Source organism: Streptomyces sp. NPDC051105, from assembly GCF_040682795.1.
GTDB lineage: Bacteria > Actinomycetota > Actinomycetes > Streptomycetales > Streptomycetaceae > Streptomyces.
Genome location: NZ_JBFBBR010000004.1, coordinates 494,937 through 520,215, shown reverse-complemented (window position 1 = coordinate 520,215; position 25,279 = coordinate 494,937). Strand labels below are relative to the sequence as shown.

Genomic DNA, 25,279 nt, shown 5'->3' with positions numbered 1-25,279 from the left:
GCAGTTACTCCGCTCATCTGAGCGAAAGAGTGCGGACCTGAGCGAACTTGCGTTCAAGAAGTGAAAACATCAGCCCGTCTCCGCTTGCCAAGCTTTGACTTTCGATCCAGTGGCGGACGATCGGTTACGGGCGCATGACACGCGAGTAGACGTACCCAGGCGCCTTCGATCTGGGTATGTTCCTCGCCGTCAGGGCAGCCACCGCGTCCTTCAGGGAGTCGAGACCCGTGTCGGAAAACAAAGAACCCCACGTAGCGAAGTTCGTTTACGACTTCACCGAGGGAAACAAGGACCTCAAGGACCTCCTGGGTGGCAAGGGCGCGAACCTCGCCGAGATGACCAACCTCGGCCTCCCCGTTCCCCCGGGCTTCACGATCACGACGGAAGCCTGCAAGGTCTACCTCGACAGCGGCGAGGAACCGGTGGCACTGCGTGACGAGGTGAGTGCGCACCTCGACGCGCTGGAGCAGCGGATGGGCAAGAAGCTGGGGCAGGCCGACGACCCCCTTCTGGTCTCGGTCCGCTCCGGCGCGAAGTTCTCCATGCCCGGCATGATGGACACGGTCCTGAACATCGGCCTCTCCGACAAGTCCGTGCAGGGCCTGGCCAAGCAGGCCGGCGACGACCGGTTCGCGTGGGACTCCTACCGCCGGCTCATCCAGATGTTCGGCAAGACGGTCCTCGGCGTCGACGGCGACCTCTTCGAGGAGGCCCTCGACGCGGCGAAGGACGCCAAGAAGGTCACCGTCGACACGGAGCTGGAGGCCGCCGACCTCAAGAAGCTCGTCACCAAGTTCAAGAAGATCGTCAAGGCGGAGGTCGGCCGGGACTTCCCGCAGGACCCGCGCGAGCAGATGGACCTCGCGATCCGCGCGGTCTTCGACTCCTGGAACACCGACCGCGCCAAGCTCTACCGCCGTCAGGAGCGCATCCCCGGCGACCTCGGCACCGCGGTCAACGTCTGCTCGATGGTCTTCGGCAACCTCGGCCCGGACTCCGGCACCGGCGTCGCCTTCACCCGCGACCCCGCCTCGGGCCACCAGGGCGTCTACGGCGACTACCTGCAGAACGCGCAGGGCGAGGACGTGGTCGCGGGCATCCGCAACACGGTCCCCCTGGCCGAGCTGGAGAACATCGACAAGAAGTCGTACGACCAGCTGATGCAGATCATGGAGACGCTGGAGAACCACTACAAGGACCTCTGCGACATCGAGTTCACGATCGAGCGCGGTCAGCTGTGGATGCTCCAGACGCGCGTCGGCAAGCGCACCGCGGGCGCCGCCTTCCGCATCGCGACCCAGCTGGTCGACCAGGGCCTGATCGACGAGACGGAGGCCCTCCAGCGCGTCACCGGCGCCCAGCTGGCCCAGCTGATGTTCCCCCGCTTCGACGAGCAGGCGAAGGCGCAGTCGGTCGGCCGGGGCATCGCGGCGTCGCCGGGCGCGGCGGTCGGCAAGGCGGTCTTCGACTCGTACACGGCGGTCAAGTGGTCCCGCTCCGGCGAGAAGGTCATCCTGGTCCGCCGCGAGACCAACCCCGACGACCTCGACGGCATGATCGCGGCGGAGGGCATCCTGACCTCCCGGGGCGGCAAGACCTCCCACGCGGCCGTGGTGGCCCGGGGCATGGGCAAGACGTGCGTGTGCGGCGCGGAGGAACTGGAGGTCGACACCAAGCGCCGGCGGATGACGGTCCCCGGCGGCCATGTGGTCGAGGAGGGCGACGTCATCTCCATCGACGGCTCCTCCGGCAAGGTCTACCTGGGCGAGGTCCCGGTCGTGCCCTCCCCGGTCGTCGAGTACTTCGAAGGACGGATGCACGCGGGCGCCCAGGACGCCGGCGAACTCGTCGAGGCGGTGCACCGCATCATGGCGTTCGCGGACCGCAAGCGCCGGCTGAGCGTGCGCGCCAACGCCGACAACGCCGAGGACGCCCTGCGGGCCCGCCGCTTCGGCGCCCAGGGCATCGGCCTGTGCCGCACCGAGCACATGTTCCTCGGCGACCGCCGTGAACTGGTGGAACGCCTGATCCTGGCCGACACGGAGGAAGACCGGGAGGAGTCTCTGCGGGCCCTCCTCCCCCTCCAGAAGAAGGACTTCGTAGAGCTCTTCTCGGCGATGGACGGCCTCCCGGTCACGGTCCGCCTTCTCGACCCCCCACTGCACGAGTTCCTCCCGGACATCACGGAACTCTCGGTCCGGGTGGCCCTCGCCGAGTCCCGCCAGGAGCCGCACGAGAACGAACTCCGCCTCCTCCAGGCGGTGCACCGCCTGCACGAGCAGAACCCGATGCTGGGCCTGCGCGGCGTACGCCTGGGCCTGGTGATCCCCGGCCTGTTCACCATGCAGGTCCGCGCGATCGCCGAGGCAGCGGCCGAACGCAAGAACGCCAAGGGCGACCCGCGTGCGGAGATCATGATCCCGCTGGTGGGCACGGTCCAGGAGCTGGAGATCGTTCGCGAGGAGGCCGACCGGGTCATCGCCGAGGTGGAGGCGGCGACGGGCACCAGCCTCAAACTCTCGATCGGTACGATGATCGAACTCCCGCGTGCCGCCCTGACGGCGGGCCAGATCGCCGAGGCCGCGGAGTTCTTCTCCTTCGGCACCAACGACCTCACCCAGACCGTCTGGGGCTTCAGCCGCGACGACGTCGAAGCCTCCTTCTTCACCGCCTACCTGGAGAAGGGCATCTTCGGAGTCTCCCCCTTCGAGACGATCGACCGGGACGGCGTCGGCTCCCTGGTGGCAGCGGCGGCGAAGGCCGGCCGCGCGACCCGCCCGGACCTCAAACTGGGCGTCTGTGGCGAGCACGGCGGCGACCCGGAGTCCGTCCACTTCTTCCACGAGGTGGGCCTGGACTACGTCTCCTGCTCCCCGTTCCGTATCCCGGTGGCCCGTCTGGAGGCGGGCCGGGCGGCGACGCAGTCGGCAGGCAGCGACCACCGCTGAGGCGTTGCCGACGCGGAGGCCGGTGAGATGACCGGCCTCCCCTGAACCCCGGGTCCGCCGTCCGTCCCCGACCCTCAAGACCGATGGACGGCGGCCCCGGCACGCAAGAGAGGGGCGGCACCCTGTGCGGGGGTGCCGCCCCTTCGTGCATGAGCGGCGGAGGTTGTCAGGCTAGACCGCTGACCAGGCGAAATGGCCTTTGCTCGCGTTGGCTGTCGTTGAACCCGCGCGAGGCCGTTGTGCCCTCGTCGTGCCCTCCTGATGCGGCTGCGTCCTGCGACCGATTCCCTTTAGGGGACCGCAGTTGTATGCCAACGTGCATGTCACCGGTTGATGTCAGTACTCCAGCCGTAGACCGTGATCTTGCTGGCTGGGGCTGAGCACCTCCGGCATCGCGCTCAGCCAGCCGCTCCGGCTACCCTCGGCCCATGGAGCAGGACCACCCTCTCATTCGCGACGTCTTCCCGGATCTCATCGCCGAGCTGACTGCCCTCCTGGAGGATGAAGGAGAACGGGAGCTGGCTATCTGCGCGTGGGATCTGCGTCTGGTTGACGAGTGCGGCTGCGGCGATGACTTTTGCCAGAGCATCCGGACGGCAGATCATCCGCAGGGGGAGCCGTACGGCCCGGGCCATCGGTGCGTACCTCTCTTGCCCTCGAAAGGCATGCTGATCCTGGACGTCGTGTGCGGCCGGATCATGTACATCGAGATACTCGATCGGCCGCCCATGCACCGTCAGGGCGCACAGCCGTGACGTTCGCCCGAGCGGAACGCGAAGTGCGGGCTCGGACTCGCCAACTCGGTGCCCAGGCCTACTGGTGGGGCCTGGTGCGGGTGCGGGCACGGCCACCGGTGATGCTCGTGCTCGTTTCACAGCCAGCCGCGTCGGGTGGCGGTGATGCCCGCCTGGAAGCGGGTGGAGGCGCCGAGTTGGCACATGAGCTGGTGGACGCGACGCTGCGTGGTCCGCTCGCTCCAGCCCTGGGCGCGCGCGATGGCCGTGTCGGTGAGGCCGGAGGCGAGCAGGGCGAGCAGGGACCGTGTCTCCTCATCAGGCTCTGCGTTCTCGGATTCGGCCGCGGTGGTGGCGTCGCCGGGTGGCGTGGCGGTGTCCGACAGCGGCACGGCGCGCTCCCATTGCGCCTCGAAGAGCGATTCCAGGGCTACGAGCACGGGGGAGCGGTGGACCAGGTAGGCGACTGACTGACCCCCAGGCCCGAGGCTGAAGGGGAGGATGGCCGCCCGGTCGTCGCTGATGACGAGTTTGAGGGGCAGCTCAGGGTGTACCCGTGCCTGCTCGCCTGCCTTCATGCTGGGCACGATGTCGTTGTTCAGCCTGCCGGGCCAGGCCACCGCTTCGCGGTCGTAGATCACCCGGAAGACCACGCCGCGCCGCTGCTGCTGGAGCTGGCTGTCGAGGTTGCTGCCGGGGCCGTCGAAATAGGGCGGCCGGTCGCACACACGCACCTCGTGGCGGGCGTCGACAGTCAGTCGGAGTACCGTGGCGTTGATGTGCTCACGGCTGGTGAGCAGTTCGACGGCCATGTCGCGTTGGCTGATCCGGGCCGCCTCCCGGTGGGTCTCGGTCAACCGCCGTACCAGGGCTCGTGCTTCCTTGAGCTGGTGCTCGCGCTGGTCGATCAGCGCGGTGACGGCGACATCCGGGGGAGTGGCGGTGAAGCGTGGCGGGCGTCCGGCGTCCTGCACGGCGAGCCCGATCTTGACGAGTTTGGACAGCAGTCTTCCCACGGTGGTCGCAGGCATGTCGCAGACGCCGGCCAACTCCGAAGAGGTGCAGTGAGGCTGCCGGACCAGTGCCACGTAGACGTGTTCTGTTTCTTCCGCAAGCCCGAGCACGTCAAATTCCATACCGTCCGCCACTTTTCCGTGGCGGATTCCGCCACCTGGCAGGGATCCGCCAGCCTCTTAACCTTGTGTTTCGTTGGTCGCGGTTGACATCTTTCACGCTGAAGTCGGCGCTGTCCTGACCATGTTCGAGCGGGCAGAGCCTTCCGGTGCGGATCCGTGCTCGCGGATTCGCTCCCTGAGAAAGGTGTCCCATGACGTATGCCCACACGCGCGGCAGACGGCTTGGTGCCGTCGGTGTCGCGCTCGTGGCCATCACCGCGGCCGTAACGATACCCGCGGCCGCGGTTCCCTCAAGCTCCCCCGGGTCCGGCTCCGCGGCCACCGATTCCGGCCGGTCGTCGGCCGTCAAGACCCCGCTCGGCACCAGCTCATCAGCGGCACAGCCCGGTGCGGGGGCCGCGCTGCCCTCCCCGCCCGGATCCTCGGCGCTCGGTCCATGGCGCTCGTTCCTGAAGCCCACGCCCGTGCAGTCGTCGAAGAACAGCCCCCACCAGGTCCTTGTGGTACTCGGCTCGGCCACCCAGGTGACGGGCACGTCGCTGGGCAAGCAGCGCAATCTGCGGGCCCGTACCCCGATGACCTCGGACACCGCGGTCAACACCGCGCTCCGGCGGGCCCACGCGGTCTCCATGCGGCCCCTGGTGCCGGAACTGTCGGCCGCCCAGGCGAAGCAGTTGCGCTCGGCCGCCCAGGCGAAGCTGGGCTCGGGGGCGATCGACCTGTCCAAGGTCCAGGTCGTCCAGCTCGCCGGTGGCGACGCCTCGGCGGCCGCCCGGGCGCTGGCCGCCACACCCGGAGTCGTCTACGCGGAGCCCGACCAGACCGTCTCCCCCATGAACACCGGCTCCGTGCCGCTGCCGTCCTCGGTGAGCGCGGCGGCGGGGAAGGCCGGCTCGTCGGAGAAGGGGCAGGACGGCGGTGCGACCGGCTCCGACGGCGTGCCCGGCAACGCGGCTCTCGGCACCTCGGCGCAGAGCTTCCTCAACGCCGGCGGCGTCAACGCGACGGGCGCCTTCAGTGTGCTGAAGCAGAAGTTCGGCCAGCTGCCGGGCGCCGGTGAGACCATCACGAACGTCTCGGTCGGCGACCTCACCGACGCGGGGACGCCCGACCTCGCCCCGAGCGGGCCGACGACCGTCGTCCGGAACGGCCGGCGGTACCTGGACATCCCCACGATGCCCTTGATCCCCACCTATACCGCGGACGCGACCGGCGCACTCGACCCGACCGGATCGACCCAGGGGCAGGACCCCGCGCTGGGCGAGGTGCTGCTGGACTTCTCCGTGATGGCGCCGCTTCCGCACGAGCTGCAGCGCCCGGGCATGCGGGGCAGCGGGTCCTCCGATCTCCTGGGCATCGCCCCGGGCGCGAACTACCGGCTCGTCGTCCCGCAGCAGCCGACGTTCAGCCAGATCGCGGTGGCGCTGCTGGCCGCGGCCCGGCAGCAGCCGCGACCCGACGTGATCACCGCCAGCCTCGGCTACGGCACCGACGCCCAGGGGCTCCCCGGCCGCTACCTGGAGGACGACCCGGTCCAGCAGGCCGTGATCGCGTCGATCGTGCAGCAGTACGGCATCACCGTGGTGGTCTCGTCGAACGACGGGACCAGGCTGTACACCAACGCGGCCGTCGGACCCGACGGAGGCAGCACCGCGACCGACGTCACGCACAAGGCCGCCGACACCACCCGGATCGACGACGACCAGCTGTCGACCACGCCCAGCAAGGTGCTGGACTCCGGCGCGATCGCCGCGGGCGGCACCACGACCGACGACACGCTGTCCGTTCCTCCGCAGAACGGCGGCGCCGCGTCGGCCAACGGCACCTGGGCGACCACCAGGCTCAACGGTTCCGAGGTCTTCTCCTCGGGATTCGGCACCCGCGTGAACGTCTCGGCACCCAGCGACGGCATCCTCGCCTACGAACACCAGGGCCAGACCGCGCAGTCGGTGACGGAGGTCCTCAACGGAGGCACGTCGGCGTCCGCGCCGGAGATCGCGGCCGCCGCCGCAGTCGTACTCCAGGCCTCCCGGCTGACCGGACAGCACCCGTCGCCCGATGACGTCCGTTCGCTGCTGGAGCGCACCGGCCGGGCCGTGCCCACGCCGCCGCAGATCGACCAGACACTGCACGTGGGCCCGCAACTCGACGTCACCGCCGCGCTGCAAGCGGTCCTGGCCAAGGCGCACGGCAGCCACGCCCACACCGGCACGCCCCGTATCGTCCGGCTCTCCGTGGCGCATCGCCAGACCACGGGCGGACTCGGTGGCGCGTACACCGAAGGCACCGACCCCGGCCACATCGACCTGGCCGGACCGGGCACGGGCGCCGGCGCCACCGGGGAGGGCCTGGTGGGACCGGTGACCATCGGCGCCGACGTGACCGGCCTGTCCGACCGGCAAGGCGTCGGCTACGCGCTGCGCATCGGGAGTCACGAGTTCACCTCGGATGTGCCGGCGATCCGGCTGACCCCCACGCAGATGCTGACCGCGGCCGGACTGCCGGTCGTCTCCACGACGGACCGTCAGGTGGCGCTCACCTTCGAGGTGCGCCACGGCCGCCACGTGCTGGCCTCGGCCACTCACGAGCTGACCTTCGGCCCCACCGACGGGGGCTACGCCGAGTCGCTCGCCCCGGTGGTCCGGCCCGTCGTCGGCGCGGGACACTCCGTGCGGGTGAGCTACGACCTCACCGGAGTGCGGAACGTCAGCTCGCCGAAGTTGGTCGTGTCGGGAGTCGGCCACTGGAGCCCCGCGGCGGCGCCCATCTTCTCCGCCTCCTACACCGCCCCGCTGACGGATCTTCGCGGCACGGTCACCGTCCCGGCCGGAGCCTTCTCCGCAGGCGGCGGCATCTACGGGATCGGCATCCTCCAGAACCCCACCGCCGGCTCCAAGGGCGGCCCGGCGTACGGCGAGTTCGCCTCGATCCGGGTCGACGGCGGCGACCCCTCGCAACGCCCGGCAGCGCCGACCCTGGCCGCGAAGGCAGCCGGAGACTTCGGTCACCTGCTGGAGATCAACCGGGCCGCACCACGGTTCTCGGTGCACTACGACGTTTCGGGCATCAAGGGCGCCACCGGCACCCTGCTGGAGTTCTCCGCGCCCGGACCGAACCTGTACCACTCGTACAACCTGGTCAGCAACCAGAACGGCACCACCCGCGACCACAACGGGGTGGACAGCCCGGCCACGCTCGACCGCTCGCTGACGGGCACGCGAGGCACGGCGGCACTCGACGCCCTCGCGCTCAAGCTGCCCTCGTCGATCGCCTACGACCTGCGCGTGTTCGCCGTCGACCGGCACGGCCGGACAGTCGGGCAGGCCTCGCCGACGTCGCTGCTGGCTTACGACGACGGACCGACGCCCGAGGGCACCAACCTGACCGACTTCGCGGTCGTCCCCGGCGGCACGTCCGTCGCGGCGGTCGAAAGCCCCACCGGTGAAGGCTCGGTGTACGCCTACGACGCCGCCACCGGAACCTATGGGCGCAAGTTGACGAGCGACCCCGCGTACGGCTCCATCTACGAGGTGTTCGGCGTCGACTCAGCCCACCACACGCTGGTCCTGCACAAGCAGACCACCACCGGTGAGCAGTGGCTCGAGACCTACGACACGAGCACCGGCGACGCGGTCGGCAGCCCCGTCCGCGTCGACGACCAGTACGTCGTGACGGGTGGGCGGGTGGACGCCAAGCGCCACCGTGCGGCGGTGCTCGCCTACCGTTCGAGTGACCGTGCGGGCTTCGTGCTCCCCGTGGACACGGCGACGGGCGCCCAGGGGACGCCGCTCCAGCTCGAACCCACCCCGGACGGGAGAACCTCCTACGGTCTGCTGGACGTGGACGAGTCGACCGGCGTCTTCTCCGCGCAGAAGTCCGGGTCCACCATCAACTGCCTGGCGTCGGTCGGGTCCGGCACCCTGGCCTCGATCGACCTGGACCGCGCGACGGTCACCAACAGCCAGGGGGGCGCCCCTTGCGCCACGGATCTCGCCTCCGACCAGAAGGGCAACCTCTACGAAACCTGGTACCACTCCTTCAGCGTCAACTTCGCCGGCACCGGGTACTTCGCGCAGTTGCCCGCCGGGGACCAGGTGAATCTCGGCATGGCGCAAGCGCCCCTCGCGCTCGCCGTCGACGGCGTGCACCAGCTGGCGCTGTTCGCCTTCCGGGTCCCGGACCTGAAGCCGACGGGAGGCTTCCAGCAGTACGGCTTCGGTGACAACAACGCCACCGGCCGCATCGCCGTCGTCGACCTGAAGACGGGCCGGACGGTGCGCACCGTGACCGGCGTCGAGTACCCGCTGTTCGGGTCCTACAACGGCCGGCTCGAAACCCATCGCGAGCGCGTCATGCAGCTCGACCCGGCAACCCGGACCGGCTGGACGTACGCGGGCGACGGCAGCCAGATCCAGCAGTTCTCCTACTGACCCGACCCGCTGCTCGACCACCCGGGTCCGCGGGCGCCACGGCGCCCGCGGACCCGCGGTGTTTCCGGAGGACCGAGACGACGTGCCGTCAGAGCAGGCCGAGGTCGCCGAGTTGCTTGTACAGGTCGGCGCGTGGCTGCGAGGCGTCGCCGGTCACCGCTCGCGGGGTTTTCTCGAGTTCGGCCCAGGAGGCGCGCGGGCGCAGTTGCAGGGCGTTGATCAGCGCCAGCTCGTCCTCGCTCAACAAGGAGGGGACAGCATCCTGCGTCAGCGCGCCCCTGGTGCGAGAATCCTGCGTTTCAGGGCTATGCCGCGTCAGTCATTGTGGACCCGAGGGCCCGCATTCGGCGGGCGGGGGCGTGAAGGAGCTCTGGATCATGGCTTTCGCCGACTACCAGAACGAGATCTACCTCGACGGGCTGCGCGGGGTGACGCCGCGGTTCCCGATGACGTACGACGAGCTGGAACCGTTGGCCCAGGCCGCGATGCCCACCTCGGTTCGGTCGTATGTCGCGGGCGGCGCGGGCGACGAGCGGACCCAGCGGGCCAACGTCAGCGCGTTCGAGGGCTGGGGGCTGATGCCTCGCATGCTGGTGGGGGCGAGCGAGCGGGACCTGTCCGTCGAGTTGTTCGGGATGCGGCTGGCCGCGCCGCTGTTCATGGCGCCGATCGGGGTGATCGGGCTGTGCGCGCAGGACGGCCACGGTGATCTCGCCGTCGCGCGCGCCGCCGCCCGTACCGGCGTGCCGATGGTCGCCTCCACGCTGACGGTCGATCCGCTGGAGCAGGTCGCCGCCGAGTTCGGCGACACTCCGGGCTTCTTCCAGCTCTACACCCCCACCGACCGTGGACTGGCCGAGAGCCTGGTGCACCGGGCCGAGCAGGCCGGGTTCAAGGGGATCGTGGTCACGCTGGACACCTGGATCACCGGCTGGCGGCCACGGGACCTCGGCACCAGCAACTTCCCGCAGCTGCGCGGGAACTGCCTGGCCAACTACACCAGCGACCCCGTCTTCCGCTCCCTGCTCGGCGGCCGGACTCCGGAGGAGGACCCGCAGGGCACGGTCGCCCTGTGGGCGGGCATCTTCGGCAACCCGCTCACCTGGGACGACCTGCCCTGGCTGCGGTCGATCACCGATCTGCCGTTGATCCTCAAGGGCATCTGCCACCCCGAGGACGTCCGCCGGGCCAAGGACGCCGGCGTGGACGGCGTCTACTGCTCCAACCACGGCGGCCGCCAGGCCAACGGCGGCCTGCCCGCCCTCGACGCGCTGCCCGGCGTGGTCGAGGCGGCCGACGGCCTGCCCGTCCTGTTCGACTCCGGGGTGCGGACGGGAGCCGACATCATCAAGGCCGTGGCGCTGGGCGCGACCGCCGTGGGCGTCGGCCGGCCCTGTGCGTACGGTCTCGCGTACGGCGGTGAAGCCGGCCTCGTCCATGTACTGCGGGCCCTCCTGGCCGAGGCGGACCTGATCATGGCCGTCGACGGGTATCCGACGCTCGCCGATCTCACGCCCGAGGCCCTGCGGCGCGTCGCCTGACCCGTCGGGCCGGGGCGCGGTCGTCAGCCGCTGGCGCGCCCTCGGCCTCGGCCCTGGGGACGGTCGTCAGTCGGTGGCGCCCTCGGCCTCGGCCCTGGGGACGGTCGTCAGTCGGTGGCGGCCGTGACCGACTCCCAGCGGGCGTACTCGTCCAGCAGCTCGGCGAAGTGGCCGCGCACCATCTCCAGGCCGGCGGTGGCCACCGCCAGGTGCACCGGGGGCTCCTCGACGCCGGTGATGTCGGCCACGGCCGCCATGGACCTGGTGAGGTTGCCCCGTACCGCCTGCTTGGCGAACTCGGCCATGGTGGCGTAGGAGTCCGCGTAGTCCGGGACGGACCTGGCCGGGAGCTTGGAGCTGGTCCCGAAGTTGGTGTCGAAGCCGGCCGGCTCGACCAGGGTGACGCGGATGCCCAGCGGGTCGAGCTCCTTGGCCAGTCCCTCGGTCAGGTTCTGTACGGCGCTCTTGGAGGCGCAGTACACGGCCATGGTGGGCAGGCTGACGTGGCCGCCCATGGAGCCGATGTTGAGGATGTGGCCGGATCCGCGTTCCCGCATGTGCGGGAGGACGGCGTGGACCACCTGGACGATGCCCACCACGTTGGTCTCGAACTGGTCCCGCACCTGGGCGGCGCTGACCTCCTCGACGGCACCGAGCTGGCCGTAGCCGGCGGCGTTGACGACCGCGTCGACGGCGCCGAAGCGCTCGACGGTCTCCCGCACGGCCTGCTCGATGCTCGCGGCGTCGGTGACGTCGAGGCGCGTGACCAGGACGTTGTCGAGGCCGGCGAAGGCCGGGTTGGCCCTGGCGGGGTCGCGCATGGTGGCGGCGACGTTCCAGCCGCGCGCCGCGTACTCGAAGGTGAGGGCTTCGCCCATGCCGGTCGAGGCGCCGGCGATCAGAACGGTCTTGCTCATGATGTGCTCTCTCGCTCTCACTCCACTAAACAGAATCTACAAAACATGTATAGCACGCCCAGTCGGTATGGTGTGCCTATGACCGTGACCCGAGGGGACATCCAGCGCCGTGAGCAGGTGCTCGCGGCCGCGCTGAGCGTTTTCGCCACGTTCGGCTACCGCAAGACGTCGATGGACGCGGTGGCCCGGGCCGCGGACATCTCCCGCCCCGGCCTGTACTTCCTCTTCTCCGGCAAGGAGGAGCTGTTCCGCGAGACCATGCGGCAGGAGCTGGACCGGGCTCTGGACGACGTCCGTACGGCGCTGGCCGCGCCCGGCGCGGATCTCGACGCGCGTCTCGTGGCCGCGCTCGACGCGAACCTGGGCCGGTACGTCGGCACGCACCTCAACGTGGGCGTCGACGACCTGCTGGAGCACAGCACCGCCCAGCTGCACGGCATGTACGACGACCACCGGAACGCCTTCCTGGACACACTCGCCACGGCGATCGCCGACTCCGGCGGGGAGACGGGAAGCGTCACATCCCGCCAGATCGCGGAGGTTCTGCAGGCGGCCGGCGAGGGCTGGAAGCACCGGGTCGCGGACCGGGGGGAGTTCGTGGAGAGACTCCGGGTGGCGGTGGCTGTGGTGTTGCGGCCGTAGCCGCCGTGGCGGCTGGTGGCCGGGGTGTGGCTGTGCGGGTGTCGGGGTGTGGCTGTCGGGTGACTGCCACCACCGGTCAGAGCGAGGTTCGGACTGTCGGCGTGATCGTGAGCAGATCGGTGGAGAGCTGCCAGAGGCGGGTCGCGTGCTCGGGGTTCAGGGCGTGGGCGGCGACGCCGCGGCGGATGCCGGACCGGTGCGGGCCGGCCTCGTTGACATCCTCGAAGTAGCGTCCGGTCACGCCCTCGACCAGCGGGGAGGCGGCGAGCAGGACCGAGGTCGCGGCTCCCTGCTCGATGCTCTTCCAGGACACGTCGGTGCTGGTGGGGTCGAAGGCGGACGGGCTGTTGGAGATGTCGCCGATGTGGCGGCCGAGCCGGGTGCTGGTGATACGGCCGGGGTTGAGGGCGTTGACGGCGATCAGGTCGGCGGCCCAGCGGCGGGCGGCCTCGACGGCGAACAGGACGTTGGCGGTCTTGGACTGGCTGTAGGCCGCCCACGGGTCGTAGGGGTGCCGCTCGAAGTGGGGGTCGTCGAAGAGGACGTCCCCGTTGACGTGTCCGACCGAGCTGACCGCGACCACGCGTGCGCCCCGGGCCGCCGTCAGGGCGCCGTGCAGGCCGGTCGCGAGGGCGAAGTGGCCGAGGTGGTTGGTGGCGAACTGCATCTCCCAGCCCTCCTTCGTCCGCTGGAGCGGGGTGGCCATGACACCGGCGTTGAGAACGAGGGCGTGCAGAGGGCCGTGCCAGGCGTTCACGAAGGCGCGTACGGAGGGCTGGTCGGCGAGGTCGAGCAGGGCGGCGCGGACCGTGCCGGGGCCGTCGGCCGGGGTGATCTCCTCGGCGGCCTGTGCGCCTGCCGCCAGGTCGCGGACGCCGATGACGACCTCGGCGCCGGCGGCGGCGAGGGCGCGCGCGGTCTCCCGCCCGATACCGGAGGCTCCGCCGGTGACGACGGCACGCTTGCCGCCGAGGTCGAGACCGAGGAGTACCTCGGCGGCGGTGGTCTGTGCTCCGAAGGGGGTGGTGACGAGGCTGTGGGACATGGCGCTCTCCAGGCAGTGAGGGGGGAATCGGCTGGGCTGGTACGGGGAAGCCCGATGCCGCGGCATGGCGGCATGGCGGCACGGCGGCTCGGCGGCACCGGCCATGGCATGGCATGGCGTGGCGTGGCGGCAGGGGGCGTCGTACGCTCTTATCCGGAACTGGTTCCGGTTCGCCCCTCGAAGGTAAGCGGAACTGGTTCCGCTTGCAAGTCGTGTGGTGAAGGGGAGCCGAGGGTGACCGGAATCGACGGAGGCGGGGCGACGTCCCGCAAGCCGTTGCGTGCGGATGCGCAGCGCAACGAGGACCGGCTGCTGGAGGCGGCGGCCGAGGCGTTCGCCCGTGAGGGGTCGGGTGCCTCGGTGAAGGACATCGCCCGGCAGGCCGGCGTGGGTGTCGGCACCCTCTATCGCCGGTTTCCCTCCAAGGAGCTGCTGATCGAGGCGGTGTACCGGCACGAGGTGCAGCGTCTGTGCGAGGCGGCGGAGGAGCTGGCGGCGACGCTGCCGGCGGTGGAGGCGCTGCGGACGTGGATGGAGCGGTTCATCGACTTCATGGCGGCGAAGCAGGGGATGGCCGACGCGCTGCGCGTGATCCTGACGGACGACAGCGAGAAGCTGCACACCCGGACACTGCTGGTCGACGCCATCGCCTGGCTGCTGGACGCCGGGGAGGGGGCGTCGCCGGTGGCGCGGCCGGGGGTCGATGCGCGTGATGTCCTGATGGCGCTCGGGGGGATCAGTCTGATGGCGGCGAGCGAGGAACAGCGCGAACTGGCGAGCCGGCTCATCGACCTGCTGCTGTGCGGGGTGGTGGAGGGGTGACGGTGGACGGTGCCCGGTATCCCTGCGGGGGCCTTCTGCGGACACCGTTCGCGGTGTGGAAGGGTCCTCGGCCATGGAGTTCTTCTGTTACCACCGTGACCGGGCCGATTCCCTGGCGTTGCGCCGGGAGCTGGTGGAGGAGCACTGGTCCTACATGGACCGGTACGAGGCGGAGCTGATCGCCCGCGGGCCGGCCTTCGGCGACGGCGGGACGCTCACCGGCAGTGTGCACATCGTGGGTCTCCCGGATCCCGCCGCTGCCCGCGCGTTCGCCTTCGACGAGCCCAACTACCAGGCCGGCGTCTACCGGGACGTGCTGCTGCGCCGGTGGCGCAACCTGCTGGGCCGCACCATGTGGGGGTTCCCCGGCGGCCGGGCCGGCGGCAACCGGTACCTGGTGCTCGGTCTGGGGCCGCAGCGGGCCGACGCCGACGCCGGCATCGACCCCGGCCTGCCGCCCGGCGTCGACCGCGACGATCTGATCGCCTTCGGCCCGCTGCTGTCCGACGACGCGGTCACCTGGCTGGGCACGGCGGCACTGGTCCGGGCGCCGGACCCGGAGGGGGCGCGGGCCGTCCTGGCTCCGCACCGGTACGCGGAGACAGAGGTGCACGAGTGGGAGTTCGGCGGACGGCGCTGACGAGCCGGGGCGCCCCCCTATACGGCCAGCAACTCCGCCAGCACGTCGGCGAACCGGGTGATGCGGTCCAGCTGGGGGCCGGTGCGCGCGATGCGGAAGCCGTGCCGGCGGCCCCCGAACGCCGCCTGCACGGCGTGGACTGCGCCCAGCGTCCTACGCGTGCGCGGTCGAGTTCCGCCGCCTCGGCGAAGACGTCGAGGAGGCGGTGGACCGTCTTCGGCAGATCGTCGGCGGTCCGGCTCGTGGACGTTGCCGGGATGCGGGAAGGACACCTTAAGGACAAGCTGCCCGCCGGTGGACCGCTGCCGTACCGGGACGATCACTCCGACGCCCCCGTGCGTCACCGCACCGTCGGGTACGCACTCCCAACACTCCAGCAGGTCCTCGACGATCGCCGGGAGCCCGGCGATCCAGGCCGCCCCGCGCTCACCCTCACGGTCGATCGTGCCGCCCGCCAGCGCCTCCGGAATGCCGATCATCCCGGCACCCTACGCTCCGGTGAGAGGCGCGTACGGCCGCGTCCGGTGTCCTGTCGTGCCCCGTCCTAGGCTTGCCCGCGACACGGACCCCCACCTGTGGAGGGCGCCCTCATGCGCAGCAGTGGCTGGAGAAGCGGCGACATCCCGGATCTCACCGGTCGCGTCGCCGTCGTCACCGGGGCCAACAGCGGGCTCGGGTACGTCACCGCGCGGGAGCTGGCCCGCAAGGGCGCCCAGGTCGTGCTCGCCTGCCGGAGCGAGGCGCGCGGACACGAGGCCGGGGACCGGATGGCCGCCGAAGTACCCGACGCGCACATCGAGTTCGGGCGGCTCGATCTCGGGGACCTGGCTTCGGTACGGGACTTCGCCGGTTCGTTCCCGTACGGCCGCCTCGATCTCCTCGTCAACAACGCCGGGGTGATGGCGCCGCCGTACGGGACCACCGCGGACGGCTTCGAGACGCAGTTCGGGGTCAATCACCTCGGGCACTTCGCCCTCACCGGGCTGCTCATGCCGGTCCTGCTGGGCACCCCCGCGGCCCGGGTCGTCACCGTCTCCAGCATGATGCACGTCCTCGCCAACATCGACCTCGACGACCTCAACAGTGCCCGCCGCTACCGCCGTTGGGTCGCCTACGGCCGGTCCAAGACCGCCAACCTGCTCTTCGTCCACGAGCTGGCCCGGCGCGTCGACGCCCACGGCGGCGACCTCGTCGCGGCCGCCGCCCATCCCGGGTACGCGTCCACCAACCTGCAGACCGCCGGTCCCCGTGCCGAAGGACGGCGCGGGGCCGAGCGGGTGATGGCGGCCGCGAACGTCGTCTTCGCGCAGTCCGCCGAGGCCGGGGCGCTGCCCACGCTGTACGCGGCCACCGCCCCCGGCGTACGGCCCGACTCGTTCACCGGGCCCTCGATCGCGATGTGGCGCGGCACCCCGGCCCCCTCCCGGCGCGCACCCTGGACCCGCGACGACACCATGGCGCAACGCCTCTGGGACGCGTCGGAGCGACTCACCGGAGTCTCCTACGCCACCACCCTGAAGGAACTCTGACCGGGGTCTCCAAGGCCACCACCCTGAAGGAACTCTGACCGGGGTCTCCAACGCCGCCACCCTGACGGAACTCTGAACTCCTAGGAGCACCGACGCCGCGTCCCCCCCCGGGGCCGGCACAGTCGCCACGCCGTGCCGCGCCCCGCTCCTGGAGGACAGCGCGAGCGTGGTCTTCAGGAGCTGCTCAAGGCGGTCCGTACCGCGTAGGCGGCCACCCGCACCCCCTCGTCGTCCAGGCACTGGCCGGTCACCAGGTCGAAGCGCTGCTTGAGCAGGGGCGAGGCGACGAACGGGCGGCCCTGGTGGGTGCCGGTCAGGCCGCGGGAGAGGACCGCCGCGCCGCCGAAGGGGTCGCGGTTGTCGATCGCGTAAAGACGGTCCGCGCGGTCACGGAAGACGGCGACCTGGCGGCCGTCCGGCAGCAGCGCGGCCACCCCCCGCCCCGGGGTCAGCCGGCTCAGGTCGCAGACCGTGAACCAGTCGTCGTCCAGTCGGAGTTGGACCGTCAGCTCGGTGGTCTCGGGTGCCAGGGTCATCGCTGGGCACTTCCTTCCAGAACGTCTTCGGCGGGGCGCAGGCCGATCGAGAGCAGGGGCAGGTCGGGCTTCGTCTGGTCGCGCTCGGGCACGAAGCCGACGACCGGGTCGGGGGTGTCGGGGGCGTTGACGAAGGACACGAACCGGGCGAGCTTGTCCGGGTCGGCGATGGTCGACGCCCATTCGTCCGCGTAGTGGGCGACGTGCGCCGCCATCAGGGACTCCAGCTCCTCGCAGATGCCGAGGGAGTCCTCGACCACCACGTCACGGACATGGTCCAGGCCGCCCGGGATCCGCTCCAGCCAGGTCGACGTGCGCTCCAGGCGGTCCGCCGTACGGATGTAGAACATCAGGAAGCGGTCGATCAGCCGGACCAGTTCGGCGTCGGTCAGGTCCTGGGCGAGCAGGTCGGCGTGGCGCGGAGTGGCGCCGCCGTTGCCGCCGACGTAGAGGTTCCAGCCGTTGGCCGTGGCGATGACACCGAAGTCCTTCGACTGGGCCTCCGCGCACTCGCGGGCGCACCCGGAGACCGCCGACTTGAGCTTGTGCGGCGAACGCAGGCCCCGGTAGCGCAGCTCCAGGTCGATCGCCATGCGGACCGAGTCCTGGACGCCGTAACGGCACCAGGTCTGTCCGACGCACGACTTCACCGTGCGCAGCGCCTTGCCGTACGCGTGGCCGGACTCGAAGCCGGCGTCCACCAACCGAGTCCAGATCAGCGGGAGTTGCTCGACCCGCGCGCCGAACATGTCGATCCGCTGGCCGCCGGTGATCTTCGTGTAGAGGCCGAAGTCCCGGGCGATCTCACCGATCACGATCAGGCCCTCGGGGGTGATCTCGCCGCCGGGGATGCGCGGGACGACCGAATACGAGCCGTTCTTCTGGAGGTTGGCGAGGAAGTGGTCGTTGCTGTCCTGGAGCGCCGCCTGCTCGCCGTCCAGGACGTAACCGCTCGCACCGATCGTCGGGGCGAGGGAGGCGATGATCGACGCCACCGCCGGCTTGCAGACCTCGCAGCCGTCGCCGCCCCGGGCACCCTCCCGGCCGTAACGATCGAGCAGCTCCCGGTAGGTGTTGACGCGCAGCGCGAGGACGATCTCGTACAGCTCCTCGCGGGTCTGCGCGAAGCAGCCGCACAGGCCCTTGTCGACCTCGACGCCGGACGCCTCCAGCTCGGCCGTGACCAGCTGGCCGAGGACCTTGACGCAACTGCCGCAGCCGGTACCGGCCTTGGTGCACTTCTTCACCTCCGGCACGGTGGTGCAGGAGTGCTCGGTCACCGCGCCCCGGATGGTGCCCTTGCTGACGTTGTGGCAGGAGCAGACGACCGCTTCGTCGGGGAGCGCGGACGGGCCGAGCTGGGCGCCGCCGCTCGCACCGGCCGGCAGCACCAGGGACTCCGGGGAGAGGGGCGGCACCGAGCCGGTGAGGGCGCGCAGGGTGCCGTACGCGTCCGCGTCGCCGACCAGGATGCCGCCGAGCAGCGTGCCGTCCCGGCCGATGACCAGCTTCTTGTACAGGCCCGAGCGGGCGTCGGAGTAGACGACGTCCAGGCAGCCCTCGGTCGTGCCGTGCGCGTCGCCGAAGGAGGCCACGTCCACGCCGAGCAGCTTGAGCTTGGTGGACAGGTCGGCGCCGGTGAAGGCGGATTCGTCCCGCGCGATGGTGGCCGCGGCCGTCGCCGCCTGCTCGTACCCGGGCGCCACCAGGCCGTACACCCGGCCGTCCGCCGCCAGCGCGCACTCGCCGATCGCGAACACCCGGGGGTCGTCCACCGTACGGCACTGCTCGTCGACGGCGATGCCACCGCGCTCGCCGACGGACAGTCCGCAGTCCCGGGCGAGTTGGTCCCTCGGCCGCACCCCGGCGCTGAACACCACCATGTCGGTGGCGAGTTCGGTCCCGTCGGACAGCTTCATGCCGACGACGGCGCCCGCGTCGTCCGTCACGATCTCCTGGGTGCCCACGCCCGTGTGCACGGTCAGGCCCGTCTCCTCGATGGTGCGCAGCAGGGCCGCGCCACCGCCCGCGTCCACCTGCACCGGCATCAGCCGGGGCGCGAACTCCACGATGTGCGCGGTGAGTCCGAGCCCCTTCAGCGCGCCCGCCGCCTCGAGTCCGAGCAGACCGCCGCCGACCACGGCACCCACGGTCGCCCTCGACTTCGCGTACGCCTCGATCGCCAGCAGGTCCTCGATCGTGCGGTAGACGAAGCAGCCGTCGGCGTCCTTGTGGGGGACCGGCGGCACGAACGGGTACGAGCCGGTGGCCAGCACGAGCGTGTCGTAGCCGAAGACCCGGCCGGACCTGGCCGTCACCTTCCGCGCCGCGCGGTCGACCGACTCCGCCGGGTCGCCGAGGTACAGCTCGATGCCGTGGGTGTCGATGAACTCCATGTCGGTCATGGACAGTTCGTCGGCGGAGGTGCCCGTGAAGTACGAGGTGAGGGCGACCCGGTCGTACGCGGGACGCGGCTCCTCGCACAGCACGACCACGCGGTGCGTGGCGGTCAGGCCGCGCTCGGCCAGCGCTTCGAGGAAACGCTGCCCGACCATCCCGTGGCCGACGAGCACGATCGTGGGGGTGGCCCCCGGGGTGGCGGTCATCAGGAGCCTCCATCGTGGGTGAACGCGCCCGGGGCGGCGACGGCGAGCGGTACGGCGTCGCGGCCGGGGCGTGCCTCGGCCTCGCCGGTCGCGTGGCTGTGGTGCGGGCCGCGGGAGCGCGGTGCGCCCACGTCCCGTCCTCGGCCGTCGGGGTGCGTCTCGAGGCCGGCGCCGATCACCGCCACACGTGTATGCGAGGTCATGTCAGGAGCGTGCGCGGCGGACGTTACCCGGCCGCATCCCCCCTGTTTCCCGCACGGAACGCTGCCCTCTTCGGGGGTGGGGGTGGGATGTGAGGGGTCTGGGGCCGGGCCGGCGACCGCTGTGAGGTGGGGAAACGCGGGGGGAGCGGGCGGCGCGCCCCGGCGTCCTGCGGGGCGCGCGCAGGCGGCGGACGGCCGGGTATACGGCCGGTGGCGCGGCGGGGTGTACGGCGAGGGGTACGGCCGGGCGGCCGGGGGCGCGACGGGGTGTGCGGCCTGGGGTACGGCCGGGCGGCCGGGGGCGCGGCGGGGTGTACGGCCGGGGGGTACGGCCGGGCGGCCGGGGGCGCGGCGGGGTGTACGGCCGGGGGTACGCGGGGTGTACGGCCTGGGGTACGGCCTTGGGCGGACGTTCGTCAGCGGCTTCCCGTCAGGTGGGCGAAGACGACGACGTTTCCCTGGTAGCCGGTGGTCCGGGAGTAGCCGCCGCCGCAGGTGATCACCCTGAGCTCGGGGCGTCGGGCGGCTCCGTAGACCTTCTCGTCGGGGAAGTTCCTGGCCTGGTACACCTCCACCGCGTCGACAGTGAAGACCGCGACGGTCTTGTCCTGCCGGTCCACCTCGATGGTCGCGCCGCGCTTGAGGGCGCCGAGGTCGTAGAAGACGGCAGGGCCCTCGGTGTTGTCCACGTGGCCGGCGACGATCGCGGTCCCGGTCTCGCCGGGTGCGGTGCCCGACTCGTACCAGCCGGCGAGGTTCTTGTTGCCGGCGGGCGGGACGTCGAGGCTGCCGGCGGGGGTGAGGGCGAGGCCCATGAGGGGGGCGTTCACCCGGATCTCGGGGATGCGGATACGGGTGGGCGGGGACGGGGGGAGTGCCGGGGCTTCGAGGCGTTCCTCGCCGGGGTCGGGGCGGCCCTCGGCGGCGGACGGCTGGGGTGGCGCGGTGTGCGGACCAAAACCGGGGCCGAGCAGCCAGACGCCCGAGCCGAGCGCTACGACCGTTACAGCGGCTATCGCGGTGTCCCCGATCTTGCGCATGCGAACCCCTTGTTCGGAGGTCAGAGCTTCTGACGCGGGGGTGAGGGGGTAGCGGAAGCGTCCCGGTGCAGCAGGGGCGCCACCTCCAACAACACTGGGAGGTCTCGCGAAAGTGACAGCCTCTAACCAACCTGACCCCCTACCCCCTCCGGGCCGCGAGGGGCGTCGGACCCGGAGGGGGTGGGATGTGCGGTACCGGCGGACGGACAGCGGAGGGTGTCCGTCAGATCCCGTCGCCTCTCGCCCGGCGATGCAGGAGCCAGGTACCGCCCGCGGCGGCGACGGCCAGAGCCGTCACACCCGCCGCGGTCTGCACGGGGTCGGTGCCCAGAGCACCACCGACCCCCGTCTTCACGCTGCCGTGGGGCTGCACTTGCCCGCCGGCGGCCGGCATCAGTGCCACCACCAGGTCGCCGGTCACCTGCCGGGTCCCCTCGGCGCACTTCGCGACGATCTCATACGTCCCCGGTTGCGCGCTGGGCGGCACCTGGAACTGGCCGATCGCCTCGTCCTCGTGGGCGCTGGGCGCGAGCGTGAACGTCCCGGCGCCGACCGAACTGGCGTCGCCGACAGCAGACGACTTCTCCCCGCAGGCGGCCGTGTTCACCGAGACCTGGGCGCCCGCCGCCGCGGTCGACGGGTAGACGTCCAGGCTGCCGGTACTGCCGCCGTACGCCGGCGCGGCGCCGAGACCGGCCGCGGCCACGGCGAGCGCGGCCCCGGCCAGCGGACGGACAGTGCGTCGCATGGTGCTCCCTCGTCGAGCTCGTCCCACTCACTCCCTTGCTCTTCCGAGGTAAAAGCCAACGGGCCGGGCCCGCTTCCTGAGATTCCGTCAGGTGTGGGTTGAATGGGTGTCACGAAGAGGGGCCGAGGTAGCAGTCGCGAGGGAATTCCAGCAGGTCAAGGGCCCTACGAAGACTCCAGTATGAAAAACACACGAACGGCGGGTCCTGCCGGGGGTGAACGGGTGACCCCCGTCGTGGGGACCTTCCGGCGGGCCTGCCGGTGGACCGCCGCGGTCCACGGAAGCGGCAGGAGCAGGCCGTCCGGAATCGCCTGGACGGTATGGTCCAGGACTCCCGCCCGACCACATCACCGCTCGGCGCCCGATGCTCTGAGCCTGTTCGAGCATGTGGTGGCGACTGCTCCAGGCTCGTACGCCCTCCGTCATGTCCGGGCCGACGGGGATCCGGGCCATGAGAACGAGGTACGCGTGTTCAGGGGCGCCGGGGGTGCGGTCCGCGCGGCGCACGGGGCCGTTGCTGTCTCCGTGCATCCACACCCTTGAAGGGCCTTCCAGCGGCCAGGACCGGCCTTGGGCGGGCACCCTGCCGCACGGCCCGCGTCGGGGGAGTTCGACGTCAGCCCCCTTCGGGGGTCATCCGGATCGCCGCGATGTCGAACTGCAGCCGCACCGTCTCGCTCACCATCGCGCCACCCTCCGCCAGGCGGGAGTTGTAGGACAGGCCCCAGTCCATGCGGTTGATGGTGGTCGTGCCGTCGAAGCCGACGCGCTGGTAGCCGAAGGGGTCCGTGACGTTGCCTATGTAGGTCAGCTCCAAGTCCACCGGGCGCGTCGTGTTCTTGATGGTCAGGTCCCCGGTCATGACGTAGACGTCGGGGGATTTGAGACGGACCGCCGTGCTGGCGAAGCGCATGCGCGGGTGGGTCGCCGCGTCCAGGAAGTCGCGGCCGATCAGATGGGCGTCGCGTTGTTCCACGCCCGTGTCGACACTCCCCGTGGAGATGATCAGCTCCGCCTGGGAGCGGGACGGGTCGCGGCCGTCGAAGTAGAGGCGGCTCTTGTACTCGGCGAAGGCCCCGCGGACCGTCGTCACCATCGCGTGCCGGACCGAGAAACCGATTCTGCTGTGGGCCGGGTCGATGATCCATTCGCCGGTGAGGGCGGCGAGGGCGGGGTCGAGGAGGACGGGGGCGGAGGTGGGGGAGGCCGACGCGGCCGTCGGGCGTGGGGGGACCGTGGGGGTGCGGCGGGACGTGTGGGGGCGGCTGAACAAGTTCATGATTTATCTAGTTAGTCGACTCGGCGAATAGTCGCAAGTGGGTGCCGGGGCAAAGGAGTTCGAGAATTCCGTATACGGTCACCGAAACTGCACATCATCGCCATGGGATCCACCCAGGAAGTGCTCGGTATTCCCGGATCACGTGTTTCCTTGAATGGTGCTATTCCCCTTTGTCTGGGGTGTATGTGACGGCCGCCCCGGTTCGTTCGCCGGGGCGGCCGTCCCGAACCGCAGGTCAGCTCACGTTCACCGCGCTCCAGGCCGCGGCCACCGCGTTGTACTCGGTGCTCCCCGTCCCGTACAGGTCCTTCGCCGCGTTCAGGGTCGCCGTCCGCGCGCCCGCGTAGTTCGTCGAGGACGTCATGTAGACCGTCAGGGCGCGGTACCAGATGGCCCCCAGCTTGTCCCGCCCGATCCCCGTCACCGTCGAGCCGTTGTACGTCGGTGAGTTGTAGCTGACGCCGTTGATGGTCTTCGCGCCGCTGCCTTCCGCCAGCAAATAGGCGAAGTGGTTCGCGACGCCGGAGGAGTAGTGGACGTCGAGATTGCCGACCGACGAACTCCAGTAGTCGGCCGAGTTCCCGTCCTTCGACGGCTGGTCCATGAACCGCAGCGCCGCCTTGCCGAATCCGGAGCGGACGATCTCCTCGCCGATCAGGTAGTCGCCCGGGTCGGAGGGGTTGTTCGCGTACCACTCCACCAGTGTGCCGAGGATGTCGGAGGTCGCCTCGTTCAGGCCGCCGGACTCGCCCGAGTAGGTCAGCGCCGCGGTCTTGGAGGTGACGCCGTGGGTCATCTCGTGGCCCGCCACGTCCAGCGCCACCAGCGGGCCGAAGGTGGTCCCGTCACCGTCGCCGTACGTCATGCAGAAGCAGCTGTCGTCCCAGAAGGCGTTGTTGTAGCTGTTGCCGTAGTGGACGCGGTTGTACGAGCCCTTGCCGTCGCCGGCGATGCCGGTGCGGCCGTGGACGTTCTTGTAGTAGTCCCAGGTCTCGTTGGTGCCGTACTGGGCGTCGACGGCCGCCGAGGAACGGTCCGAAGTCGCCCCGGTGCCCCAGTGGTTGTCGGCGTCGGTGAACACCGTCGACGGCGCCCGGACGATGCAGATGCCGAAGATGCACAGGTCCGTCTTGTTGGCCGCGTCGCCCGTGTACGTGTTGCCGCGCGTCGGGTCGGTGAGGTTGTACGTCGATCCGGAGAGCGTCGTCTCCAGCGGAACCGTGCCGCTGTACAGCGACTTGCCGTCGCCCGTCGCCGTCTCGATGCTGTCCCAGGCGTCGATCTGGGCGCCGGTGCGGGCGTTGGTCAGCACCGTGCGGGCGACCGGGTTGCCGAGCGAGTCCTTGCCGACCGCGTTGGTGCGCCAGGCCAGCTTCGGGGTGCCGTGCAGGGCGTCGACGACCAGCTCCGGCCTGGCCTTCACCTGCTTCAGCGCGTCGCCGAGGTTCGCCGCCCGCAGCGCGTTCACCGCGAGGTCGGCGGCCTTCGGGGCGGATATGTCCGGGACGATCGAGGCGAGGGATATCTTGCCCCGGGTCGCCCGGTCGGCGCCGCGGTAGGCGCCGTCCGCCTTGAGGTGGACGACGAAGTCGCCGCCCAGTACCGGGAGCTGACGGTAGGTGCGGTCGTAACGGACGTGCTGGGTGCCGTTCTTGTCGACGACCACGTCGCGGACCTTGGTGCCCTCGGTGGAGGTGAGTCCGAGGGTGCCGGCGTACTGGACGAGCGCCTGCGCCGCGTTCTCGATCGCGGTGGCCCGGGTCGGTCTCGCGTCGGCGTGGGCGGCGGGGGAGAGTGCGGCGGCCAGCAGGGTCGCGGTGGTGGCGGCGACGCCGGCCGTGGCGAGACGGGAAACTCGGGTGTTCCGTGTCCGGCTCATCGATCTCCTTGGAGACGCGCCTCAAAGGCGTGGGGGTGGCGCTGATGACTTCAGCGATTTAAGAGGCCATGACAATCCATGTCCATAGCGCCTCCATGGAGATGTGTGTGGGGGTGGAGGGGGTGGAGAATCCTTTCTGTGACCGCCCGGAACCCCCGCCACCTCCCTTTCTTCGTCTACGGCACGCTCCGCCCCGGCGAGGTCAACCACGACCTGTTCCTGCGGGGCCGGACCGTGTCCGAGGAACCCGGCCGGCTCCCGGGCGCGGTGCTGTACGACGGGCCCGGCTATCCCTACGCCGTCGAGGAACCCGGCGCGGACGTGCGCGGCGAACTCGTCACCGCGCGCCCCGAGTCGTACGACCGACTCCTCCTGGAACTCGACGAGTTGGAGGAGTGCGTGCCGGGGGATCCGCACGGTCTGTACGTGCGCGTGGAGCGGGACGTCGTACGACGGCGGGACGGGGCCGCCGTCCGGGCCTGGGTGTACCTCGCGGGGGCCGCCGTGGCCGCGGGGCTGCGTGCGGAGGGCCGTCGTATCGAGGGCGGTGACTGGCTGGCCCGCGGGCTGAGCGGGCCCACCGCGTCGTAGCCGTGGCCGCGGC

At 70.8% G+C, this 25,279-nt stretch carries 21 protein-coding genes and 1 pseudogene; 10 read left to right on the top strand and 12 right to left on the bottom strand.

From position 1 onward, the window contains the following. Positions 1–227 precede the first annotated feature (227 nt). Both ppdK and AB0N16_RS13105 read left to right on the top strand, forming a co-directional pair. Positions 228–2,948: a pyruvate, phosphate dikinase gene (gene ppdK, locus AB0N16_RS13110; protein ID WP_365795993.1), complete on the top strand. Its 2,721-nt coding sequence runs from the start codon at positions 228–230 to the stop codon at positions 2,946–2,948. Between the two features lie 428 nt (positions 2,949–3,376). Next, on the top strand, positions 3,377–3,703 hold the full coding sequence (locus AB0N16_RS13105; RefSeq protein WP_365795991.1) for a hypothetical protein: 327 nt from the start codon (positions 3,377–3,379) through the stop codon (positions 3,701–3,703). 116 nt (positions 3,704–3,819) lie between these two features. Here the strand turns inward: AB0N16_RS13105 and AB0N16_RS13100 are convergent, their stop codons facing one another. Beyond that, positions 3,820–4,818 (bottom strand): helix-turn-helix domain-containing protein, encoded by a 999-nt coding sequence (locus tag AB0N16_RS13100; protein ID WP_365795989.1) that lies wholly within the window; start codon positions 4,816–4,818, stop codon positions 3,820–3,822. Positions 4,819–5,009: 191 nt separating this feature from the next. On the opposite strand from AB0N16_RS13100, the gene AB0N16_RS13095 reads away from it, so the two are divergent. After that, positions 5,010–9,248, top strand: coding sequence for a hypothetical protein (locus AB0N16_RS13095; RefSeq protein ID WP_365795987.1), 4,239 nt, complete (start codon positions 5,010–5,012; stop codon positions 9,246–9,248). Positions 9,249–9,336: 88 nt separating this feature from the next. Here AB0N16_RS13095 and AB0N16_RS13090 read toward each other — a convergent pair whose 3' ends face one another. Further along, positions 9,337–9,495 (bottom strand): hypothetical protein, encoded by a 159-nt coding sequence (locus AB0N16_RS13090; protein WP_365795985.1) that lies wholly within the window; start codon positions 9,493–9,495, stop codon positions 9,337–9,339. Between the two features lie 130 nt (positions 9,496–9,625). On the opposite strand from AB0N16_RS13090, the gene AB0N16_RS13085 reads away from it, so the two are divergent. Then, positions 9,626–10,789 carry an alpha-hydroxy-acid oxidizing protein gene (locus AB0N16_RS13085; protein WP_365795983.1) on the top strand — a complete coding sequence of 388 codons (1,164 nt, stop codon included), beginning with the start codon at positions 9,626–9,628 and terminating at the stop codon, positions 10,787–10,789. A gap of 107 nt (positions 10,790–10,896) precedes the next feature. On the opposite strand, the gene AB0N16_RS13080 is transcribed toward AB0N16_RS13085, so the two are convergent. Next, a complete protein-coding gene (locus AB0N16_RS13080) occupies positions 10,897–11,706 on the bottom strand; it encodes an SDR family NAD(P)-dependent oxidoreductase (RefSeq protein ID WP_365795981.1) in 810 nt (269 codons plus the stop codon). 78 nt (positions 11,707–11,784) lie between these two features. Between AB0N16_RS13080 and AB0N16_RS13075 the strand changes: the two genes are divergently transcribed. Beyond that, positions 11,785–12,348 (top strand): TetR/AcrR family transcriptional regulator, encoded by a 564-nt coding sequence (locus AB0N16_RS13075; protein WP_365795979.1) that lies wholly within the window; start codon positions 11,785–11,787, stop codon positions 12,346–12,348. Positions 12,349–12,424: 76 nt separating this feature from the next. Here the strand turns inward: AB0N16_RS13075 and AB0N16_RS13070 are convergent, their stop codons facing one another. Further along, positions 12,425–13,393 carry an SDR family NAD(P)-dependent oxidoreductase gene (locus AB0N16_RS13070; protein WP_365795977.1) on the bottom strand — a complete coding sequence of 323 codons (969 nt, stop codon included), beginning with the start codon at positions 13,391–13,393 and terminating at the stop codon, positions 12,425–12,427. Between the two features lie 234 nt (positions 13,394–13,627). Between AB0N16_RS13070 and AB0N16_RS13065 the strand changes: the two genes are divergently transcribed. Continuing rightward, on the top strand, positions 13,628–14,215 hold the full coding sequence (locus AB0N16_RS13065) for a TetR/AcrR family transcriptional regulator (RefSeq protein ID WP_365795976.1): 588 nt from the start codon (positions 13,628–13,630) through the stop codon (positions 14,213–14,215). A gap of 73 nt (positions 14,216–14,288) precedes the next feature. Then, positions 14,289–14,855, top strand: coding sequence for a YciI family protein (locus AB0N16_RS13060; protein ID WP_365796205.1), 567 nt, complete (start codon positions 14,289–14,291; stop codon positions 14,853–14,855). 17 nt (positions 14,856–14,872) lie between these two features. Here AB0N16_RS13060 and AB0N16_RS13055 read toward each other — a convergent pair. Next, a pseudogene (locus AB0N16_RS13055) lies at positions 14,873–15,334 on the bottom strand (hypothetical protein). A 111-nt stretch (positions 15,335–15,445) separates the two neighbouring features. Here AB0N16_RS13055 and AB0N16_RS13050 point away from each other — a divergent pair. Next, entirely contained in the window at positions 15,446–16,384 is a 939-nt protein-coding gene (locus AB0N16_RS13050) for an oxidoreductase (RefSeq protein ID WP_365795974.1), read from the top strand. Positions 16,385–16,557: 173 nt separating this feature from the next. On the opposite strand, the gene nirD is transcribed toward AB0N16_RS13050, so the two are convergent. The 5 genes from nirD to AB0N16_RS13025 form a co-directional block, all read right to left on the bottom strand. Further along, positions 16,558–16,920, bottom strand: a complete 363-nt coding sequence (gene nirD, locus AB0N16_RS13045; protein ID WP_365795972.1) for a nitrite reductase small subunit NirD — start codon at positions 16,918–16,920, stop codon at positions 16,558–16,560. Then, positions 16,917–19,526, bottom strand: coding sequence for a nitrite reductase large subunit NirB (nirB, locus tag AB0N16_RS13040; protein ID WP_365795970.1), 2,610 nt, complete (start codon positions 19,524–19,526; stop codon positions 16,917–16,919). Before nirB ends, nirD begins: the two co-directional genes overlap by 4 nt. Beyond that, positions 19,526–19,729: a hypothetical protein gene (locus AB0N16_RS13035; protein WP_365795968.1), complete on the bottom strand. Its 204-nt coding sequence runs from the start codon at positions 19,727–19,729 to the stop codon at positions 19,526–19,528. Before AB0N16_RS13035 ends, nirB begins: the two co-directional genes overlap by 1 nt. Positions 19,730–20,145: 416 nt before the next feature. Continuing rightward, positions 20,146–20,769: a class F sortase gene (locus AB0N16_RS13030; protein ID WP_365795966.1), complete on the bottom strand. Its 624-nt coding sequence runs from the start codon at positions 20,767–20,769 to the stop codon at positions 20,146–20,148. Between the two features lie 223 nt (positions 20,770–20,992). Then, the gene (locus AB0N16_RS13025; protein ID WP_365795964.1) at positions 20,993–21,517 is read right to left on the bottom strand and encodes a hypothetical protein; all 525 of its coding nucleotides are present in this window, start codon (positions 21,515–21,517) and stop codon (positions 20,993–20,995) included. Between the two features lie 102 nt (positions 21,518–21,619). On the opposite strand from AB0N16_RS13025, the gene AB0N16_RS13020 reads away from it, so the two are divergent. After that, on the top strand, positions 21,620–22,060 hold the full coding sequence (locus tag AB0N16_RS13020) for an Imm7 family immunity protein (RefSeq protein ID WP_365795962.1): 441 nt from the start codon (positions 21,620–21,622) through the stop codon (positions 22,058–22,060). A 73-nt stretch (positions 22,061–22,133) separates the two neighbouring features. On the opposite strand, the gene AB0N16_RS13015 is transcribed toward AB0N16_RS13020, so the two are convergent. Continuing rightward, on the bottom strand, positions 22,134–22,796 hold the full coding sequence (locus AB0N16_RS13015; protein ID WP_365795960.1) for a YceI family protein: 663 nt from the start codon (positions 22,794–22,796) through the stop codon (positions 22,134–22,136). A gap of 235 nt (positions 22,797–23,031) precedes the next feature. Continuing rightward, positions 23,032–24,675, bottom strand: coding sequence for a M4 family metallopeptidase (locus AB0N16_RS13010; RefSeq protein WP_365795958.1), 1,644 nt, complete (start codon positions 24,673–24,675; stop codon positions 23,032–23,034). Positions 24,676–24,813: 138 nt separating this feature from the next. Here AB0N16_RS13010 and AB0N16_RS13005 point away from each other — a divergent pair, with 138 nt between their 5' ends. Then, positions 24,814–25,266: a gamma-glutamylcyclotransferase family protein gene (locus AB0N16_RS13005; protein ID WP_365795956.1), complete on the top strand. Its 453-nt coding sequence runs from the start codon at positions 24,814–24,816 to the stop codon at positions 25,264–25,266. The last annotated feature ends 13 nt before the right edge of the window (positions 25,267–25,279 follow it).

What these genes read in the sequence shown, in the direction of transcription:
- AB0N16_RS13105 (WP_365795991.1), top strand. Translation starts at nt 3,377, where the DNA reads ATGGAGCAGGACCACCCTCTCATTCGCGACGTCTTCCCGGATCTCATC.
- AB0N16_RS13100 (WP_365795989.1), bottom strand. Translation starts at nt 4,818, where the DNA reads ATGGAATTTGACGTGCTCGGGCTTGCGGAAGAAACAGAACACGTCTAC.
- AB0N16_RS13095 (WP_365795987.1), top strand. Translation starts at nt 5,010, where the DNA reads ATGACGTATGCCCACACGCGCGGCAGACGGCTTGGTGCCGTCGGTGTC.
- AB0N16_RS13085 (WP_365795983.1), top strand. Translation starts at nt 9,626, where the DNA reads ATGGCTTTCGCCGACTACCAGAACGAGATCTACCTCGACGGGCTGCGC.
- AB0N16_RS13080 (WP_365795981.1), bottom strand. Translation starts at nt 11,706, where the DNA reads ATGAGCAAGACCGTTCTGATCGCCGGCGCCTCGACCGGCATGGGCGAA.
- AB0N16_RS13075 (WP_365795979.1), top strand. Translation starts at nt 11,785, where the DNA reads ATGACCGTGACCCGAGGGGACATCCAGCGCCGTGAGCAGGTGCTCGCG.
- AB0N16_RS13070 (WP_365795977.1), bottom strand. Translation starts at nt 13,393, where the DNA reads ATGTCCCACAGCCTCGTCACCACCCCCTTCGGAGCACAGACCACCGCC.
- AB0N16_RS13060 (WP_365796205.1), top strand. Translation starts at nt 14,289, where the DNA reads ATGGAGTTCTTCTGTTACCACCGTGACCGGGCCGATTCCCTGGCGTTG.
- AB0N16_RS13050 (WP_365795974.1), top strand. Translation starts at nt 15,446, where the DNA reads ATGCGCAGCAGTGGCTGGAGAAGCGGCGACATCCCGGATCTCACCGGT.
- nirD (WP_365795972.1), bottom strand. Translation starts at nt 16,920, where the DNA reads ATGACCCTGGCACCCGAGACCACCGAGCTGACGGTCCAACTCCGACTG.
- nirB (WP_365795970.1), bottom strand. Translation starts at nt 19,526, where the DNA reads ATGACCGCCACCCCGGGGGCCACCCCCACGATCGTGCTCGTCGGCCAC.
- AB0N16_RS13035 (WP_365795968.1), bottom strand. Translation starts at nt 19,729, where the DNA reads ATGACCTCGCATACACGTGTGGCGGTGATCGGCGCCGGCCTCGAGACG.
- AB0N16_RS13030 (WP_365795966.1), bottom strand. Translation starts at nt 20,769, where the DNA reads ATGCGCAAGATCGGGGACACCGCGATAGCCGCTGTAACGGTCGTAGCG.
- AB0N16_RS13025 (WP_365795964.1), bottom strand. Translation starts at nt 21,517, where the DNA reads ATGCGACGCACTGTCCGTCCGCTGGCCGGGGCCGCGCTCGCCGTGGCC.
- AB0N16_RS13020 (WP_365795962.1), top strand. Translation starts at nt 21,620, where the DNA reads ATGGGTGTCACGAAGAGGGGCCGAGGTAGCAGTCGCGAGGGAATTCCA.
- AB0N16_RS13015 (WP_365795960.1), bottom strand. Translation starts at nt 22,796, where the DNA reads ATGAACTTGTTCAGCCGCCCCCACACGTCCCGCCGCACCCCCACGGTC.
- AB0N16_RS13010 (WP_365795958.1), bottom strand. Translation starts at nt 24,675, where the DNA reads ATGAGCCGGACACGGAACACCCGAGTTTCCCGTCTCGCCACGGCCGGC.